The following is a 21,271-nucleotide window of genomic DNA, read 5'->3' as shown; positions in this document are numbered from 1 at the left end:
TTCTTCCATCCTAAAAAGGACGAAAGAACTGCTTTCGTGGTACCACCTTGCTTCTCCGCTTCGATGCAACTCGAAACGAACTCTGACGGCTGTAACGGGCCTTGCTCCCGGCAGTGCTTACTGAGCTTCAGCGCTGCGGCTCCAGGACGACTTTCCGCTGTCTCCCGCCGAAAACCTTTCAGCCAAGGGTTTTCTCTCTAACGGTGGGAGGAAGAGCGTACTCCTTCCTGTCATTGCTTGTGTTTTTATGATGGATATAGGGTTTACTATACTAGGAAAAAGGGGGGATTGTCAATTGATTTCACATTTGCCAATCTGGTAAGATGCTTAGGCTTGCAGGCTTCGGCAAGTTCAACTTGATAATAAAGTGATTTTCGCTTACCTGAGCCCCTTTCGCCGTCGCAATTTTTTCAAAACTAAACGGCGCTGCGAGCAGACATGGTCGCAGCAGCCTGCCAAAAACAGAATTCCTGACGGACGCGCCGTCCTTGGCGCTCCGCCAGCGTGCGACGTCCATGTCGCACGTTCTGTTTTTCTTGTCCGCCGCTTCCTGTCTACCATTCTCGCGCCTACACGTTTTGAAAAAACCGCAACGGCGGGGATCAGGGAAACGAGAGACAAGAACGCCGATCAACGAACGAGAAAAATCCGGTTGGCGACGTCCTGTCGCCACTGCCGCTGGACTTGTCCCCCACTCCCTGCCCGGCAGCTTTGCCCTTAAAGACTTTTTAAAACAGCGACCGCAGCGGCTTGAGGGAGACGGAGGACGATGCGAAATAACGATTAAAAAGATTGATCTGTCATTCAATTTGCGCGCTTTGGTTTTGCCGCGGAAGAAACAAAGTACGCGTCCCCTTGTTTTCCACGAAGACACGAAGAATCGGAAGAAGGGAAGAAGAAATATTTTTATGCTTCTCTCTTCCTTTCCTTAGCGCATTCGATTCGTTTTCCCTTCGATAGGCAGTTCTCTGGTGAGGCTGCTCAAAAAGTGCCAGCTACTAGACGCGACGAGGAGTGTGCAGCGCCGCGTACTGACGTACGCAAGCAAACACCCGCAGGAACAACGACGTAGATGGTGCTTTTTCAGCAGCCTCACGCAAAAAAAGTTCTTCCATCCTAAAAAGGACGAAAGAACTGCTTTCGTGGTACCACCTTGCTTCTCCGCTTCGATGCAACTCGAAACGAACTCTGACGGCTGTAACGGGCCTTGCTCCCGGCAGTGCTTACTGAGCTTCAGCGCTGCGGCTCCAGGACGACTTTCCGCTGTCTCCCGCCGAAAACCTTTCAGCCAAGGGTTTTCTCTCTAACGGTGGGAGGAAGAGCGTACTCCTTCCTGTCATTGCTTGTGTTTTTATGATGGATATAGGGTTTACTATACTAGGAAAAAGGGGGGATTGTCAATTGATTTCACATTTGCCAATCTGGTAAGATGCTTAGGCTTGCAGGCTTCGGCAAGTTCAACTTGATAATAAAGTGATTTTCGCTTACCTGAGCCCCTTTCGCCGTCGCAATTTTTTCAAAACTAAACGGCGCTGCGAGCAGACATGGTCGCAGCAGCCTGCCAAAAACAGAATTCCTGACGGACGCGCCGTCCTTGGCGCTCCGCCAGCGTGCGACGTCCATGTCGCACGTTCTGTTTTTCTTGTCCGCCGCTTCCTGTCTACCATTCTCGCGCCTACACGTTTTGAAAAAACCGCAACGGCGGGGATCAGGGAAACGAGAGACAAGAACGCCGATCAACGAACGAGAAAAATCCGGTTGGCGACGTCCTGTCGCCACTGCCGCTGGACTTGTCCCCCACTCCCTGCCCAGCAGCTTCGCCCTTAAGACTTTTTAAAACAGCGACCGCAGCGGCTTGGGGGAGACGGGGAACGTGGAAAAACAACGGATCAAAAATGTTTATCCCGCATTCAATTTACATACTTTTCCGTGGAAGAAACAACTTACGCATCCCTTGTTGCCTGTTTACAGACCTCAAAGACTGCTATTCCTCATTTTTTTCTTATCTTAGTAGTATTATTTCTTGTAAAAGCAGCAACATCCACATACTGCTTCAATTCATCATTTAATTCCCTAAATGCATGAGTGATTAGTAACACAAATTGGGCGTAATTTCCTCTTTCTTTCATCCTATTCTTTTGTAAAATAATATTATCAAATATTATTTTAACATCAACCTTGGCTTCTATTTTTCTAGCTATAGCTAGCGCTTCTAACCTTTTTTCTAAGGCTTTTTTATCGTTCTTTTGATGCGCATAAATCCCTCCGATGTTGTTTAGCAACGTTGCGATTCCAGACTTGTCTTCCATTTCTTCTCTCAAGATCAGACTTGCTTCAAACTTCGCCAACGCTCCCGACAAGTCACCTCGGTTTTTCATTATCCCTCCGATGTTGTTTAGCGAAGTTGCGATTCCAGACTTGTCTCCTAGTTCTTCTCCCAGGGCCAGACTTGCTTCAAACTTCGCCAACGCTCCCGGCAAGTCACCTCGGCTTTTCATTATCCCTCCGATGTTGTTTAGCGAATTCGCGATCCCAGACTTGTCTCCCAGTTCTTCTAGCAGGGCCAGACTTGCTTCAAACTTCGCCAACGCTCCCGGCAAATCGCCTCGACTTTTCATTACCATTCCGATGTTGTTTAGCGAATTTGCGATCCCAGACTTGTCTCCCAGTTCTTCTAGCAGGGCCAGACTTGCTTCAACTTTCGCCAACGCTCCCGGCAAATCGCCTCGGCTTTGCATTACCCCTCCGATGTTGTTTAGCGAATTTGCGATCCCAGACTTGTCTCCCAGTTCTTCTAACAGGGCCAGACTTGTTTCAAACTTCGCCAACGCTCCCGACAAGTCGCCTCGGCTTTGCATTACCCCTCCGATGTTGTTTAGCGTAATTGCGATTCCAGACTTGTCTCCTAGTTCTTCTTCCAAGACCAGACTTGCTTCAAACTTCGCTAACGCTCCCGGCAAGTCGCCTTGGCTTTCCATTACCAACCCAATATTATTTAGTGAAGTTGCGATTCCAGACTTGTCTCCCAGTTCTTCTCGCAGTGCCAGACTTGCTTCATATTTCGCCAGCGCCCCCAGCCATTCACCTCGCCTTTTCATTACCAATCCGATATTGTTTAGCGAAGTTGCGATTCTAGACTTGTCTCCCAGTTCTTCTCGCAGAGCCAGACTTGCTTCATATTTCGCCATCGCTCCCGGCAAGTCGCCTCGGCTTTGCATTACCCCTGCGATGTTGTTTAGCGAACTTGCGATTCCAGACTTGTCTCCCAATTCTTCTAGTAGGGCCAGACTTGCTTCATATTTTGCCAACGCCCCTGACCAGTCGCCTCGGCTTTGCATTACCCCTGCGATGTTGTTTAGCGAAGTTGCGATTCCAGACTTGTCTCCCAATTCTTCTAGCAGGGCCAGACTTGCTTCATATTTCGCCATCGCCCCTGACCAGTCGCCTCGGCTTTGCATCACCCCTCCGATGTTGTTTAGCGAAATTGCGATTCCAGACTTGTCTCCCAGTTCTTCTCGCAGGGCCAAACTTGCTTCATATTTCGCCAACGCTCCTGGCAAGTCGCCTCGGCTTTCCATTACCCTTCCGATATTGTTTAATGCCAACGCTATATTTTTTATATGGTTTTCTTTTTCGGCAAATTCTTTCCCCTCTTTAAAGCATGCCATCGCTTCAGCAATATTTCCCGTTTGATAACACATTTCTCCATATTTGATAACCGCATCACTTTTTAAATTAAGATCATCAAAACAATTTTCATACAATTCTTTGAATCTCTCAGTCGCTTTCGACCACCTCCCCTCAATACTATCTATTTGTCCATAAATTAATTGGAAGTATTCTTTATAAACACCTTGCATCTGCAAATTATCCATTGTGTTTTTTAGCAGATCAGTAAAACCGCATTTGATAAATTCCTCACCTTTTTCTACAATAAGTCCTGCCAGCTTATCATATTTTTCAGCATGCATCATATGATAGATTATTTTTTCTTCTAACATTTGGTTCGGCTTACTTTTGCGATAACTCTCATAGCATTCTGCTGCCCGGCCATGCCATATCGCCTTGTTCTCAAGTCGCCGATAAGAAAATTCGCGAATAAGAGGATGTGTTTCAAGCCAATCATCAGTCGCAGTGATCATTAGTTTATCATACAATATTTCAGGGGTTTCGCACCCCAGAACTGCATCAACAATAGCCCTCTCAATCCGTCCGCTAAAGATAGAAAATCGGCACATATAGTCTTTGATATCCTGACTACAGTTCGCATTTTTATATAGCACTTCATCAATCAATTTGCCGCTCAACTCTTCACTGCTCATTTTATCCTCAAGCAGTCTGTTTATGACAACTTCCGCCTTCTCACCTCTGTCGACAATTAGCTTTAGTGCTAATTTGATTGCCAATGGATGTCCTTCAAGGTTTTTACAAAGATTTTCCAAATTTTCTCTATTTACTCTGCCACTTGCATCCCATTGTTCAAGTATTTTTTCAGCATATTCAACCGCCTCTGCCTTTAACCCCGTAAGCACAACGCGACTTACATCAACCTTGTAATCAGCTGGTAGTTCTCTAGAAATAAATACAATTCTCGCACTCCTAAGTTTCCCATTACAAAATTGTAAGAATTCACCGAAGGCCGCATCTTTCATTTCATGATAATTATCAACAAAAAGTACTACACCATCCCTCTCCAGTAAATCTCGAAAGCCAATACATTTCATTTGTGTTGTTTTCGGCATTCCGCCTAAGAATTCAGGATATAAAAACTCTATTATAAGATCAAGATTCGTCGAAGTTGCACATTCAAACCACTCAACTTTTTGCTGCGCAAAAAATTTCTCAATACATTTATATGCAAACTCGGTTTTTCCAACACCGCCAATCCCAATAATAACGATGGGCTGCAATCGCGCCACTGCCTTTTCAAATTTTTCAAGATCTGTTTGTCTGCCGATAAAATTTTGCGATACATTTCTAATTTCACTAGATCTCGAAGATTGCTTCGACTCTTTTTTTCCTTCTTCCATTTTTCTTTCACTACTTGCCATTTTTAATGTTGGTGAGATCAACACTTTATCAGTTGCTTCAGCATCAACATTCAACGCATTCAACATTTTTTCAGACGTATTCTCCCAAGTATAACCGGATTCAATAAAAAGATTCTTCAAATCTATGGCACCTTGCTTCGCAGCATCCCATTTTCTAGCAATCGTTAACAAGCATTCAACCACATTTTCGAGATCATCCGGTGAGACACAGTCTTCTTCTTGTTCAAGATTATAATCGCCTAAAATTTCAACTGGAAAAACACACCCGGTACCTTTACGGCCAATGATTTCATAAATCGTCATATATAATCCGCTGTTTTTAGTAATAATTAACGGCACTCCAGCCGAAATGGCCTCCATTCCGACCAATCCAAAGCCTTCATGCCAAGAAGGCATCATACAGACATCCTGCTTTCGTAACGTATCAAACAACTCGTAGCGATCTTCACTATATAGTTGCGGAATCACATTTATTGCCCTACCGGCTTCTTTAGCAATCATTGCCGTTATCGCTTGACATTCTTGCCGATATTGATCATTGTCACTTCCACCGAGTCCTATTACGTGCAAAACAGGGTCGTTACCAAAGGAATGTGGCTCTCTACGAACTGCTTGAGCAAATGCCTTAATTGCTAACGTATGTTGCTTGATTAAGTCATTACTTTTTTCCAACCTCCCAAATACAACCACTGAAAACGGCTCGAACTTCTCTTCACGAATCTTTATATCCGCCAATCCGGGAATTAATTCGATGACATCCTTTTGTTCACGCAAATTCTCTGCCGACGCCTTCAATTTAGGTCCGACAGCAAATACTCGATCTGCGTTTTGCAGCACCTTTTCCTGCTCTTTTTTTTTCGCCATTGCTTCCTCGCCACTACCACTTTTAAGCGAGTAGTATGCTGCATAGCTCATATGGTGAATAACCGCACTTGCGCCTTGTTCCGATAGCACCTTACACTTCATCGCTACTTCACCAGTAAAAACATCATGACCAATCCACCAAAGAACTTCACCACTATAAATATTTTTAATCTTACCAACAATTTCATATGCTCTGTGTGGCTTAATTCCTTCTTTAGACACTTCAATCGAAATCAAACTTACGCCATTTTCTTTAGCTTCCTTTATTTCAGCTTCCGTTGCTCCCATTGTTACACAGATAACATCAACACCGTACCGTGCCGACACTTTTCCTAACGCCGTGCAAATATCAAAATTGAAAGAATTGATACCGCCTAGTTTCGCGCCCCACGCATCGGCAATAATAACTATTTTCCCCACTGAAAACATCCTCTCCATGCTTCGCTTGTAGTTGTTCCTCGAAATACCATCTATAACTAATGACGCACTAATTTAGGAAAGATCGAGGACTGTTCTGCCCTCTTCCTTCCTGCTATGAAATCACTATGTTTTATGGATACCTTCGCTTTTCACAATCCAATTCCCTTCCACAAATAAAAGCGAGTGGTCATTCTCCGTTTTGTCTTTATCTCTCGTTCCCCCAAGCCCCGCGGAAGCGGTTTTGCCGGAAACTTGAGGACGAGGCTGCCAAGCAGCGAGAAGCAGGCAAGTTCGGCAATATAGACGCCCGGATGGCGTCTACGAGCGAGCGCCACGGACGGCGCATTCGCGAGGCATATTGGCAAACGCAGACAGCTTCGACCATGCTTGGCCCGAGGTCCGACCCATTCTGGTAAAACCACTTTTGCGGATAGAGCTAAAGAAACTAAATACCACTCCACTATCAAATTCAATTTGCCAAGGCTCTCAACATTCCAAAAAACGAATTGCTCCGCAACCATCCTGCGAAGCAATTCTTCGTCGTTCCCCAAAGCCCCGCGGAAGCGGTTTTTCCAGAAACTTGAGGACGAGGCTGCCAAGCAGGAAGAAGCAGGCAAGTTCGGCAATATAGACGCCCGGATGGCGTCTACGAGCGAGCGCCACGGACGGCGCATTCGCGAGACATATTGCCGGACGCAGACGGCTTCGACCATGCTTGGCCCGAAGTCCGATCCATTCTGGAAAAACCGCTTTCGCGGATAGAGCTAAAGAAGCTAAACATCACACCACTACCAAGTTGAATTTCCCCAAACCTCCAACATTGCAAAGAAGAAATCCTTCGCCCCCATCCTGCGAAGCAATTCTCCGTCGTTCCCCCCAAGCCCCGCGGAAGCGGTTTTGCTAAGACCTTTAGGATGAGGTTGCCAGACAGAGAGCGGCAGGCAAAATCATAGAAACGGGCAACAGGACGTTGCCCGCAGATATTGCGCCACGGATGGCGTCATATATCTGGTATTTCTAGGATTGCAGACTACTGCGACCATGTCTGGCCCGAAATCCGCCCCGTCATGGCAAAACCGCTTTCGCGGATAGAGCTAAAAAAACAAAAAAGCACACCATTACCAAGTTCAATTTGCCAAAGCCATCAACATCGCAAAGAAAAAAGCCTTCGCAGCCATTCTGGAAAGGCTTCCCCATTTCTCTAGGATACTAACAATATCCCCAACAGGATCAACGGCAACAGCAACACGAAAAACATCACCAGCGTAAACAGCACTATATTTCCCAATGCTTTCGAAAACGCATACTCCTGCACTTCCATCAGGCAGGCGATTAGCAACACCAGCTGCCAAAGACCGATGGCGACGCTGATCGCGCCGGTCTGCAGCGCGGCAAGCGGCTCGATTGCCGCGCCTGTAACACCGAAACGGAGCAAAACGCCGAACACAATCAGTAATTGAAAAAGCGACGGCAGCGATGCCCAAGCGAGCGCCATCCGGAGTTGCATAACGTTTGCCACACCGCCGAACACTCTGCCTGTCCATTTCATGATATAACTGCCGCCGTAGACTGCGACTGCGCCCCAGAGCGGCCCGGTCACGACCGCCATCATAACGAAGACGGGGAAATTGACCAGGCGCATCAACTCTTCGTTGCTCACCTGTTGAAACGTAATCGCAATTCCCTGCAGCACGGTCAGCAGCGGCACGCCGTAACCCGGACGGTTAGCCAGTAGCCAGCGCAACGTCACGCGCGGCTTCGAGAGAATCATCCGCCAAGGGTTCATTTTTCCGCCCTGTTCCTCCTCATTCATCCCAACACTCCTCTCTCTTGTACACGCACTCTTTTTCTTCTTCACTATATTAATTCTTAGCAAATCAAAAACTTCCTGCCCTATTACGCGCTAAGCCTTTCAAACGCAGTAAAATCGACTCTATCGCCCTCATTGTAAAGGAAAAAAGACAACCTGTCGCCGGTTGTCTTTTCCTTTTTTATCGCAGTATGCCGTTTCAGCCCGCATACTGTTGGCTGTGCACCGTTTTTCTTGGCTTGGCCTCGTACATGGCATGATCGGCAACCTTTATCAGATTTTCAAAGGTTTTCGCATCTTGCGGATAACTCGCAATACCGGAGGAAACGCGAATCTCGACTTGCAGCTTTTTAGAGAGTTCGGCTAATGCCTGGTTAATCTCTTGCAGCTCACTAGGGCCGATATAGGGCGTAACAAGGATAAACTCGTCGCCGCCCCAGCGAATAAGAGAATCACTCTTGCGGATATTTGCCCGGATCAAGGCTGCCACTTCTTTCAGTACACGGTCGCCCATTTGATGACCGTATATGTCATTGATCGCTTTAAAATTATCACAGTCCAGCAAAGCCAGACTCAATCGTTCCCGTTTCTTTTCCACGCTTGCCAGCAGCAGCGGAATGTTCCGGCTGACGAAGCGACGATTGTAGCAGCGGGTCAGACTGTCTTTTTCGGAAAAAAAGCAGACCTTATCGTATTGAAGTCCTGCAGCATAGGCAAGTCCGACGAAAATGATCCCGACCAGCGGAATTTCCGTAAGAGGATAGCCAAAATAAATATATGCATAAACGCGCATGATAAGAATTCCAGCCAGCATGACTCCGCTAGCCGCCAAACGCCCTGTATATCTCATTTCCCACGTTCCCCTTCCTCTTAAAACCGGACTTGTTTTTAACATCGTGCAGAAGAGAACTTTTCTTAACCGCTTTTTAGGCAATCCGCGAAACTTTTACATTTGTTCAACGCAGCAGGCTTACAACGATCTTTCCTCTATTTCTTTTTTACTTTTCTTCGGCAAAAAGCAGCCGATGCAAACCCATTTCGTTTACATAGACTGCTTTTTTCATTTTACCACTCTTTCTTTTTTAGCCGATGCTGACCAGCATTTTTTCCAGCTTGCGCATCTTTTCGTTCATCCCCTGCATCAGATTCAACGCCAGCTTGGAATCCTTGGCAAACAAGCGTCGCATCACTTCGCCTTCGAAGCAGAGGATCAGCGCTTCGCCGATGATCGCCTCGGCCGTTATCGATGAGGCTGCCGCCCCGGCGATGCTTTCTTCACCGATGAACTCCGTTTTCCCCAACACTCCGATCGTTCCCAGCCAGCCGCCGCTTGCGCTGCGACTGATTTCCAAAAAGCCGTCCATCACCAGATGCAGTTGGTCATTCGCTTCGCCTTCCCAAAGAATGGCCGTATCGCTGTCATAGACGCTCTGGCGCGCCAGTCCGGCGGCTATGCCGATTTCATCCAGCGGCAAGTTGCCGAAAAGCGGTGTAGTTTGTAAAAACGCGATCCGTTCGTGCAAGGCCTGGCGAATCAACGGTTTTAACTTGTCCGCTTCCAGTTTTGGCCAGACAAAGCCCAGCCGCTCTAAGAGCAGGTTGGTCTTGTCCGCCCAGATCGTCCAGGCGGTTCGGCCCCGCGCATCGTCATCCAGCCAGCCGGAGTGGAGCAGGATGTTTTCGATATGCGTCCTGAAGCCGGTCTTTTCAAAGTTATCGTACAGATAATCAATGAACGCGCCGAACGGCAAACGGCTGACGTTCACATTCAGGATCGGTTCGCTCAGGAGCTTCGATATCTTTACGTTTTCGGGGTTGTAGAGATGATAGGTTTCATTTTTCAAAGCGCCGTTATACGCCAGCAGGCAGATGCTTTTGGCCAGAGAATCGACGAAGGAAAATTCGGCTTCATCCAATTTTTCCGGCACTGCGCCAATATTGATGAACGCCTTGAGGCGCGTATAGAAGGCATTTTCTTCGACATTTTCCTGGTACAGGCCCGACTCTGAGTTGTGCGAGATGTTGCCGACGCGGAAGATGTTGGCGTTGATGCCGTCCGCCCGTGCTGCCGCGACCGCTTTTTCCGCTTCCAGCTTGGTCCTTACATAGTAGCTTTCGTGTTCCTGGCCGATATCCAACTCATATTCGGTAAACACGGCCCGTTCCTGTTTTGCAATGGCGCCGTCGCCGACCGACATCGTCGAAATGTGGTGAAAATCCTTGCGACTGCCGGTTTTGGCAAGTGCCAAGAGTTCCAGCGTCGCCTGCACATTGCTGTCGTAAAACTCCTGATAATGGCCGTAATGCCGGACGTTGGCCGCCGTATGGATGATCGCCTCGACACGCTCCGCCATTTCTTGATACGCCGCCGCAGCCACGCCGAGCTGCGCGGCTTGCAGGTCGCCGGCCAGAATCGTCACACGTTCGTCGATCTTCAGTTCCTGCCAGGCCTGCGGGCCGAAATAATACGCGATTTTTTTCGCCAAACGCTGCTGCGCCGCTTCTTGCGTCTGGCCGCGGATGATGACATGCAGACGGCAGGTTTTCGTAGTGAGCAACTCATGCAGGACATGGATGCCCAAGTAACCGGTCGCGCCGGTTACCAACACGTCGCGGTAGTCTTTTTCCCCGTCCAGCGCCATCGCTAGGTACGCTTCATTCTTCGCCGCATAGTCGCGTTTCTGCGCCGCAATTTCAGACGTTTCTAGAACATCGCGCTCTACGTCCTTTTCCAATTCCTTCAGCTGTGACAAGCGCACCTTTAAATTGTCCTCGCGCGGCGTCATCCGTTTCGCCAAGCCTTCCAACGTCTGCTGCTCAAAGAGATCGTTGATGCTGACCGCGAAAAACTTCTGCAGTTTGGCCACTGTCGATATCGCTTTGATCGAGTTGCCGCCGATGGAAAAGAAGTTGTCGGTCACGCCGACTTGCGCAATGCCGAGCACTTCCTGCCAGACCGCGGCGACTTTTTTCTCGGCGTCGCTACGCGGCGCGACGAATTCTCCAACCGTTACGGTTCGTTCGACCTCCGGCAGCGCCTTTTTGTCAATCTTGCCGTTGGCATTGAGCGGCATCGTCTCGATCTGCATGATATAGGCGGGAATCATATAGTTCGGCAGATCATTGGCCATGAAGCCTTTCAGGTCTTCCAAGGCGACCGCTTCGGTCGCGGTGAAATAGGCGCAGAGGAATTTATTGCCGGAGGAATCGTCTTTTGCAACGACGACCGCTTCTTTGACCGTGTCGTATGCCATGATTTTCTGCTCGATTTCGCCAATCTCGATGCGAAACCCCCGTATCTTAACCTGCTGATCAATGCGGCTCAAGAATTCCAGATTGCCGTCCGGCAGCCAGCGAACCAAATCGCCGGTGCGATACATCCGTCCGTAGATTTCGCCCTCGCCATATGGATTAGCAATGAATTTTTCCAGCGTCAGATCGTCGCGGTTGCGATAGCCGCGCGACAGCTGCGGCCCTGCGACGCAAAGTTCGCCCGGCACACCGACCGGCTGCAGCCGGTAATCCTTATCGACGACATAGACCCTGGCATTGGCCAACGGTTTGCCGATCGGTATGTTGTCGTAGTTTTTATCAATGACGAAGCGGGTCGTATAAACCGTGTATTCGGTCGGCCCGTAGCCGTTGACGACCTGATAGGAAGTCGGACGATAGCTCTTGTATTTTTCGCCGCCGGTCGCCAGGATCCGCAGCGATTTGTTGTCCGCCAGTTCGGTAAACTGCTCGCACAATTGCGTCGTCATAAACGTCACCGTCGCACGGTGTTCTTCAAAGAAGAGGTTCAGATCGGCCAGCGACAGCATGATCTCTTCCGGCACGATATGAACGGTCGCCCCGGTCAAGAGCGGCGAAAAGTTCGACCACATCGCCGCATCGAAACTGAAGCTCGCATACGAGGCCATGATATCGGCCTCGGTCATTTGCATATCGCAAATTTCACTCAGGCACATGTTGACGATATTGCGGTGCAGGATCATCGTCCCTTTCGGCAGCCCGGTCGAACCGGACGTGTAGATGATCGCCGCCAAATCACGGCCATGGTTGACGTCCGGACAAACAAGCTCCGCTCCACCATCAACCTCATACAAAGCCGGATCGGTGACGTCGATGAACGCGCCGCTGAACTGAATGAATTTTTCCTTGAGCAACGGCTGACTGAGAATCAGCGTCGCCGCGCTATCCGACAGCATATAATCGAGCCGTGCCTGCGGATATTTGATATCAAGCGGCAGATATGCCCCGCCCGCCTTCATCACGGCAAGCGCCGCTACGACCATTTCAGCCGAACGTTCCAGCATGATCGGCACAATCGTTTCACGCTGCACGCCCCGCTTGCGCAGTGCAAGCGCCAAACGATCAGTCTTTTCATCCAGTTGGCGGTAGCTGAGCACATTTCCTTTAAAGACCAAGGCGGCCTTGTCCGGCGTCCGCGCCGCCTGCTCGCGGAAGAGGGAATGATAAGCGCGTTCAAACGGTACCGGAAGTTGCTTGGCGTTAAAAGCGCACAGCAGGCGCTCGCGTTCTGCAGACGAAATGAATTCGAATTCCGCCAGTTTGCCGTCGATGCCGTCTGCCAGCACGCCGAGCAGATTGATGAAATGCTCGGTCAGGCGCTGCGCGCTCTCTGTTTGGTACAGATTGCGGTCATATTCGAGAAACATCGATAAGCCTTGCTGGTTTTCAAAGACATAAAAGAGCAGATCGAAATGCGCTTCTTTCGCATCATAGTCATAGCGTTTGATTGACAGCCCGCCCGCATCAAAGAGAAACTCTTCGACAAAGAACGCGAAGACTACGTCATAAATCGGATTCCGGCTGACGTCACGCTCCAAGCCCAGTTTTTCGACCATTTTTTCAAACGGGTAGGCCTGATTGTCATTGGCCGATAAGAGAATTTCGTTGACTTCCTGTAAGTAAGCTTGAAAGGTTTTGTCGCGCTGCGGATAGCTGCGCAGCGGCAGCGTATTGACGAACATGCCGAGCATGCCGTCAACATCCGGATGCGTGCGATTGGCAAATGGCGAACCGACGATGATTTCATCCTGTCCGCTGTAACGGGCCAGCAGCGTTTTGAACGCCGCCAGCAGCAAGGCAAAGAACGTCACTCCCTGCGCTTCGGCAATGCGTTTCAGTTTTTCGGCGGTGCCTTTATCCAGATCGGCAAAGATTTTTCCGCCCTGGTATTTTTTATTCGCCGGGCGCGGATAATCGGTAGCCAGATTCAACACCGGCAGCTCTCCCTGCAAGCGTTCCAGCCAAAAGGCTTCCTGCTTGCCTAACGCACCGCTTTCGAGTCTGGCATTATACCAAGCCGCATATTCATGATAGGATACCGTCAGCGGCGGCAACGACTCGTTTTGATAAAGCTTCATCAGTTCTTTTACCAGCACCACTACTGAAACGCCATCCAGCACGATATGATGCGCGTCAAGAACCAGCATATGCTTATAGGCGTCAATTTCCAAGAGCGCCACCCGGAATAACGGCGCTTCCTCCAGGTCAAAACGCTGAATGAAGTCGGCAATTGCGTTGTCGATCGCAGACTCGTCCACGACCTTGATTGTCTTTTTCAAGCGCACGCCGGCGCTTATTTTTTGCCGCACCTCGCCGTCGCGCAGCGCAAAGGACGTGCGCAGCGCCGGATGCCTCTCCACCAGGCTGTCAATCGCCATACCAAGGCGCGCCTTGTCCAGTCGCCCCTCCAGAAAGATCGGCAGTACGACATGATACGTGTTGCCGATATCCGCCATCTTATCAATGATGTACATGCCCTTTTGCGCCGGTGAAACCGCATAGTCGTCTGCAAGCGGCAGATTGGGAATCGGCTCGTAGCGCACCGCGTCCTTCGGCGTATGCGCCAGACGCTTAGCCAGTATTTCCACCGTCGGAATCTTCAGCAGCTCGGCCACCGAAAGCGATACCGCAAAAAACTTTTGCAGCTTTGCGCCCAGCACGACCAGTTTCAGCGACGTCCCGCCCAGACTGGTGAAGGTATTGGAGATGCCCACCTGCTTCACGCCCAATATATCCTGCCACAGCGTGCACAGTTCCTGTTCGAGATCATTGCGCGGCGCGATATATTCGCCTATTTCCGCACCGCCGTTGATTTCGGGCAACGCTTTTTTATCCACCTTGCCGTTGGCGGTAAGAGGCAATGCTTCGATCTGCAGCAGATGCTGCGGGATCATGAAATCGGGCAAGTCAGCCAGCATAAAGCCTTTCAACGCTTCGACGTCCACTTTGCGCGCGGCGGCGAAATAGCCGCACAAATACTTGTTGCCGGCCGCATCATCGCGGGCAATGACGACGGCTTCCTTGACGTCGTCATACTGCAATATCTTTTGTTCGATCTCGCCGATCTCAATCCGGAAACCGCGAATCTTCACCTGTTGGTCGATCCGACTTAAAAACTCTAGATTGCCGTCCGGCAGCCAGCGCACCAGATCGCCGGTGCGATACAAACGCTGGTTCAGCTCGTTCGTCGCATGCGGATTGGCGATGAATTTTTCCGCTGTCAGTTCCGGCCGGTTGCGATAACCGCGCGCCATCTGCGCACCGGCGATGCAGAGTTCGCCCGGCACGCCGATCGGCTGCAGTTGCAGATTTTTGTCCAGTACGTATACCCAGGTATTGGCCAGCGGCTTGCCGATCGGCATATTGGCATACGGTCGATCAATCAGAAAACGCGTCGTATAGATCGTATACTCGGTCGGCCCGTAGGCGTTGACGATCTGGTAGGGCGTTTCCCGGTACGCTTTGTACTTCTCGCCGCCGGTCGCCATCAGACGCAGGCTTTTGTTCTCGACCAATTCGGCAAACTGTTCGCACAGTTGCGTCGTCATGAACGTAACGCTGATCTGGTTTGTTTCGAAAAAGCGGTTCAATTCGTCCAGCGACAGCATGATTTCCGCCGGAACCAGATACACGGCTGCGCCGACCAAGAGAGGCGCAAAGTTCGACCACATCGAGGCGTCGAAACTGAAACTCGCATAGGATGCCAGACGGTCCTTTGCCGACAGGGCCGTCGCGCGGTTTTCGCTGTAAAACATATTGATCAGACCGCGATGAAGAATCATGGTGCCTTTCGGCAGACCGGTAGAACCCGACGTGTAAATGATCGCAGCCAGATTGTCGCCGCTACTGTGCTCTTCCGGCGGCTTTTGCACAGGCGGATAGTTCGTCGCATCTTTGACGTCAATAAAGAAGCCTTCAAAGCGGCTGAACTTGTCTTTAAGCGACAGTTCGCTCAGGATCAGGCGCGCGTTGCTGTCTTCCAGCATATAATCGAGCCGTGCCTGCGGATACTTGATATCAAGCGGCAGGTATGCCCCGCCCGCCTTCATGACCGCAATCGCTGCGATAACCATTTCCGCCGAACGTTCCAGCATGATCGGTACGATCGTCTCACTCGTGACGCCATGCTCGCGCAGCAGCAGCGCCAGGCTGTCCGTTCGTTCGTCCAACTGCCGGTACGTATAGCTTGTTTCTTTGAAAACCAGCGCCGTATTCTCCGGCGTGCGCTTTGCCTGCTCGCGAAAGAGACTGTGATACGATCGCTCAAGCGGAACCTCCAGCGCCGTATCATTGAATGTAGAAAGCAATACCTCTCGCTGCGCTGCCGAAAGCAGCGGCAAGAAGCTGATACGCTGCGCCGCGTCCGTCAAAACTCCGTCCAGCAAGGTCAAGAGTCCGTCATAAATCATCTGCACTTCCTGCTCGGTATATTTGGCGCTCTGGTATTCGATGACGATTTTTTTCAAGCCCGCCGCATCATCCAAGCCCTGATTCAAATAAAAAACGAACGGCTCAGGAGAAAATTTGCGCTTTGGCAGCGTCGCCGTGCAATTCTGCAGACCGTCGCGCCCTACGCTGCTCTGCACCAGATAATATTCCAAGAGCCGAACGCGCTCGCCCTGCCGCTGCGTCAAGTCTTCTACCAACCGGTCGAAAGGGTAACGCTGATGCGCAATGGCCGCTTGCAATTCGTCGTTCACCTTTGCCAAAGCCTGCTGAAATGTATCTTCCTCGTCCAGTGAAATGCGCAGCGGTAATGTGCTGACAAAGTGGCCGAGTCGCCCTTTGCTCGCCTCGCTGACCCGGTTATGAAACGGCACGCCCAACACCATGTCATAACGTCCGGTGACGCGAGCCAGCCACACGGCAAACAGTGTGGTGAAGACCCTGAAATAGCTTAATTGATTGGCCGTGCAAAACGCGTTTAGCCGCCCCAGCGCTTCCGACGGCAAAGTAAATTCGATACGCTCCGCGGCAATATTCATAGCTGGCGTTTCTTTTCCATAAAGCGCGCTGTATTCCGGCAGTTCGGCGAATCGTCCCCGCCAAAAATCGCCATCCGTCTTGTACTGCTTCGATTCCAGATACGCTTTTTCTTCATTAATATAATCAAGATAGGATCGTTTCACGCTTCCGCGCTCTTGCCCTGTATACCGCTCCTGCACCTGTCGAATAAAATTATATAGCGAACCATTGTCGCAGATCACATGATGCGCAACGAGTAACAGTACAAGCCGCCCCTGGCAGCGCGCCAACAGGATGCGGTACAACTTCTGATCATACAGGTAAAACGGCGTTTCAACCGCCGTATGGATCCAGTCGTCCAACTGCGCCTGCGTCGCAAGCTCGGTAACTTGAAACGATTGAACGCTGCCCGACGCAACATACTGGAGCGTTTCACCACTTACTGCATCACGCTTCAGTCGCAAACGAAAAGCATCATTACAGTCCAGTACCGCATTGATGCTTTCTTTTAAGCGCTCTATCTCCCAATCGCCCGGCAAATCAAAAGCCGCCGCCAAATTGGCGAAATTAGTTCCTGGATGAAATTCTTCGCCATACATGATTCGTCGCTGGGCATGCGTCAGCGTTACTAACTGTTCGGATTGAGCTTTCATCACTCAGGCACCTCCACGTAATTTTATCACTCTTCCGTATTCCAATACGAGACTATCCTTCTTTGCTAAAATAGACGGGTTTTTCATAAAAACCGCAAGATTACTCTGCATTGCTTGTCCAAGCTCCGCTGACGCCTCTGAAACGATTGCTCGCAGCGCGGAACAATTCCACCCGTGCAGATCATAAAACAGCGTCAGAATGCTCCTTGTATTTGCGCTCTTGTAACTTACGTTATTCCATGGGGATTTCCCCCACTCCTGCCTTTTTACAAAATTTTCTGCCATTCATTCTAATAACCTAAGCTAAGAAAAAGCAGTTGAAGACGCACTGCGTCTCCAACTGCTTTTTCCTAGTTTCTTCCGTAGCGATCCTCATAACGGACAATGTCGTCCTCGTCCAGATAGCTGCCGTTTTGCACCTCGATAATTTGCAGCGGCAATCTGCCGGGATTTTCAAGCCGATGCTTCGTCGTCTGCGGCACAAAAACGCTTTCGTTTTCATGCACCATCTGTTCTTTTTCGCCAATCGTCACCTTAGCCGTACCGCCGATCACGATCCAATGTTCGCTGCGATGATAATGCATTTGTAGGCTAAGGATTTCATCGGGATTTACTACGATCTTCTTCATTTTGTAGCCTGGCCCGGAACCAAGCACGGTATAATAGCCCCACGGTCGATAAATCGTCGTATGCTGATCGGCCTCGATCCGGCCGCGCGCTTTCAAGTCAGACACCAGCTCTTTGACTTTTTGCGACTCGCCTTTCTTTGCGACGACGATCACGTCATCCGTTTCGACAACCAGGATATCCTCAAGACCGATTCCGGCGATCAGGCGACTGTGCGCCAGAATCAACGAGTTACTGCACTCAATTGGCAGGCAATCTCCTTTTAATGCATTGCCGTTCTCATCTTTAGCCAACGCATCGTAGATGGCGTCCCATGAGCCGATATCATTCCAGCGCGCTGTGATCGGCAGCATCACCATCGATGTTGATTTTTCCGCAATCGCATAGTCAAAGGAAATATTGGGCAGTTCGGCAAAAATTTCCGTCATCGCCGCCAGGCCGCTCTCCGTCGCTTCATAAAGTTCCGTTTGATACGCTTTTAGTTCCGTCATAAAACGCTGCATCGTAAAGGCGAACATGCCCGCATTCCAATAATAGTTGCCTGCCGCAAGATACGACTCTGCCGTTGTTTGATCCGGCTTCTCACGAAACGATTGTACCGTAAAACCGTTCTCAAATGCCGGCCCGGCCTGAATATAACCATACCCCGTTTCCGGATGGTCCGGCCGTATGCCGAGCGTGACGATCTTGTCGAGCTTTGCCAGTTCGACTGCTTGCCGGACATTGACAATAAACAGGTCCACCGGTTCGATCAGATGATCGGCCGGCGTCACATATAAAATCTCGTCGTCTGCGCAGCCCAATTCTTCTCTGCAGTACTGAACGGCAAACGCGATCGCCGGCGCGGTATTTCGCGCCACGGGTTCGAGCAGGATGTGCGCTTCCGGCGCACCAACGGCAATCAATTCCGTTTTCACCAGATGGATGTATTCCTGATTGGTCACGACGATCATATCCGCCGCTTTGACCACTGGAAGAAAGCGGGCTATCGTCTGCGCGAGCAGCGACGTATCACCGTTCAGTTTTAAAAATTGCTTGGGAAATAAACTGCGCGACAGCGGGAAAAGGCGGCTGCCGCCGCCGCCTGCGAGAATGATGATTTTCATCGACTGCTTCCTCCTTTTCTCAGCCGGGCCGAAGCATGGCGCAACGTTTTATCCAGCGACAATCCGGCGATACAATAGCCGACAATGCTTTCCGCGCCCTGATTGCGATTTATGCCCTCTGCCATAATGCCGTCATAGCAGCCGCCTGTTTCAGGATTTATCATGCTCTCGCCGCAGGAATTCGCTCCCGCATACCAGGCGAAGCTCCGTTTGGCCGCTGCCAATAAACTGACCTCGCCGGTAACGTCGTATGCGGCCAAATGAGCCAGAGTAGACATTGACGCCTCCAGCGGCTGTTGGTCGTATAACGCAGGTTTCGCACCGCGCTGCCACCACCCCTGACAGCCAACCGGACGATAAAAGTCGTCCCGGAACGCATCCTGATCAAGAAAATTTAAGCTTTGCTGCGCGATTGTCAGAAAGCGCGGCTCGCCGGTTCGTCGGGCCGCCACGAACATCGCCCATGGCAAGAGCGCATTGTCATACGTCAGACTGTTTTCAAACCAGCGCCACTCGCTGTCTGCGGCGCATTGCTCAAAGCATACGGCAATCGCATTCGCAATTTTGCCGCTGCATTCTTCACTCATGCTTCTGCTGATCAGATCAAGACCAAGCAAGGCGTAGGCCTGTCCACGCAGGTGCTGAAGTAAGGCTGCTTGCGGCAGAGCAAGGCGAATTGCGCTGGCACAGGCGGCTTTTACTCCGTTTGGCATCAGAGAAGAAGCCAACGTATAGCCAAGCGCCCAAAGACAGCGCCCAAAACATTCTTCCGAACCTTGTTTTTCAGTAAACTGCCGTCCGTAAGTCATGAAGTTGCGAAAATGGCCGCTTTCCGTCTGCGCATGCAGAAGGAATGCCAGGTAACGGTAAATCAGCGTAAGATAGGCCGGTTTCGGCTCCGTTTCATAGAGCATAACGGCCATGATCAGCGCGCGTGCGTTGTCGTCGGTCGTATACCCTTTTGCCAAGTCCGGCACATCATAGCGTGTATGCTGAAACATACCGGTATCGTCGGTCATGCGAAAAATATGGGCGTCATCAAAGCGAGAGCTGAATTTAGCCTTCATTCGCTTTTCATCGCCTTACAGCTCAGCAGCGCAGGATAGTCTCGCATCATGACTTCCGCGTCGTTTCTTTTTGGCACGCGCTGCGCCGCAACGGCAATACGCTCCGGCACTTTCGTCAGCGACGGCCGAAGAATCCGACTCGTGTCTTCACGCAACATCTTAGCCTCGTCCTCGATGATCCGCTTACTCAATTGCGCATACTGCGCAGCTACTTTCGCCCAAGTCATCGTTTCGCCGACTGCCAGCGTCCGCGCCTCCATCGCCTGCTTACGCTTTGCATCGCCGAGTACGATCCGGATACAGCTTGCGATTGAATCGGCATCCTTGAATTCGGCGAGCAGACCGCGCCCCTCGCCCAGCATTTCTTCGGCATAGCGGTAAGGCGTCGATATGATGACCCGCCCGCAGCCGACCGCGTAGGCCAGCGTTCCGCTGACCGCCTGTTCCTTCGAAAGATACGGCGTCAGGTACATATCCGACAAGTGCAGGTACGTCATCACTTCTTCCTTGCTGAGATACTTGTCGATAAAGCGAATATTATCCTGCACGCCAAGGCTGGTCGCTAAATCGATCAGGCTTTGCCGATATGTCTCACCCATTGCATCCTTGACGCAAGGGTGCGTCTTGCCAAGGATCAGGTAGACGAGATCCGGATGCTCGGCTGCCGCTTTTGCCACTGCTTCAATGCCGTATTCAAGCCCTTTGGCCGGACTGATAAGGCCAAAACTGCTGATGACCTGCTTGTCCGCCAAACCGTATTCCTCTTTCAGTGTTTCGCGCGCTTTGACCTGCATATCCGGTACGCCATGCGGAATGAAAACGATCTTCTCCGCTGCAATCTCATACATATTCTCCAATATTGCGATCGAACTTTCCGCCATCGTCACCACTTTCGCGCTGAGATCGCCCAAATCGCGCAAAACTCTTCGCTGCTTGGCGGACGGTTCCAAGAGTACCGTATGCGTCGTAACGATAAAGGGAATTCGTAATTCCCTTGCCAAGTCAAGAATGTATTCGCCGCACTCGCCGCCGAAGATGCCGTATTCATGTTCGATGACCAGCAGATCGACATTGTCGTTCGCCCAAAGCGCCGCCAACTGGTAACTCGCTCGATCATGTTGGTTCAGCTTATATTTTACCTGGGTATTCGAATGCGGTTTGGCATAAGCGTCTTTATCGACTACCGCGATGACGCTGGGCCTGATCCAGGTTAACTTATCAATTTCAGTCAGCAAATCTTCGGTAAAGGTGGCTAAACCGCACTCACGCGGCGGATAGGTGCTTAAAAAAGCAATCTTTCTTATTTTCGTTGTTGTAATCATTTTATCTCTCCTTCTTTCTCTCAACGCTTCCGCTGCTTCAAGTTCTGCTGTTTATTGCCTGCCGGCAGAATCTT

At 50.4% G+C, this 21,271-nt stretch carries 7 protein-coding genes and 2 other annotated features; all 7 genes read right to left on the bottom strand.

Annotation, left to right across the window (positions count from 1 at the left end; genetic code table 11):
* Positions 1-12: 12 nt before the first annotated feature.
* Positions 13-243, bottom strand: a binding site (T-box leader).
* Between the two features lie 875 nt (positions 244-1,118).
* Positions 1,119-1,349 (bottom strand) — a binding site (T-box leader).
* 642 nt (positions 1,350-1,991) lie between these two features.
* Entirely contained in the window at positions 1,992-6,335 is a 4,344-nt protein-coding gene (locus tag QTL79_RS14925; protein ID WP_346355764.1) for a tetratricopeptide repeat protein, read from the bottom strand.
* 1,201 nt (positions 6,336-7,536) lie between these two features.
* Positions 7,537-8,148: a Yip1 family protein gene (locus QTL79_RS14920; RefSeq protein ID WP_346355763.1), complete on the bottom strand. Its 612-nt coding sequence runs from the start codon at positions 8,146-8,148 to the stop codon at positions 7,537-7,539.
* Between the two features lie 196 nt (positions 8,149-8,344).
* Entirely contained in the window at positions 8,345-8,995 is a 651-nt protein-coding gene (locus QTL79_RS14915; RefSeq protein ID WP_346355762.1) for a GGDEF domain-containing protein, read from the bottom strand.
* Between the two features lie 232 nt (positions 8,996-9,227).
* Positions 9,228-17,075, bottom strand: a complete 7,848-nt coding sequence (locus QTL79_RS14910) for an amino acid adenylation domain-containing protein (RefSeq protein WP_346355761.1) — start codon at positions 17,073-17,075, stop codon at positions 9,228-9,230.
* 350 nt (positions 17,076-17,425) lie between these two features.
* On the bottom strand, positions 17,426-18,808 hold the full coding sequence (locus QTL79_RS14905) for a mannose-1-phosphate guanylyltransferase/mannose-6-phosphate isomerase (protein WP_346355760.1): 1,383 nt from the start codon (positions 18,806-18,808) through the stop codon (positions 17,426-17,428).
* Complete coding sequence (locus QTL79_RS14900; protein WP_346355759.1) at positions 18,805-19,875, bottom strand: glycosyltransferase; 1,071 nt, start codon at positions 19,873-19,875, stop codon at positions 18,805-18,807. The genes QTL79_RS14905 and QTL79_RS14900 overlap by 4 nt, the downstream gene beginning before the upstream one ends.
* Positions 19,872-21,197 carry a glycosyltransferase family 4 protein gene (locus QTL79_RS14895; RefSeq protein ID WP_346355758.1) on the bottom strand — a complete coding sequence of 442 codons (1,326 nt, stop codon included), beginning with the start codon at positions 21,195-21,197 and terminating at the stop codon, positions 19,872-19,874. The genes QTL79_RS14900 and QTL79_RS14895 overlap by 4 nt, the downstream gene beginning before the upstream one ends.
* Positions 21,198-21,271: the final 74 nt, after the last annotated feature.

It is taken from the genome of Azotosporobacter soli, from assembly GCF_030542965.1.
In the GTDB taxonomy this organism is placed as follows: Bacteria; Bacillota; Negativicutes; order SG130; family SG130; genus Azotosporobacter; species Azotosporobacter soli.
This window is presented reverse-complemented; position numbering and strand designations above follow the sequence as displayed.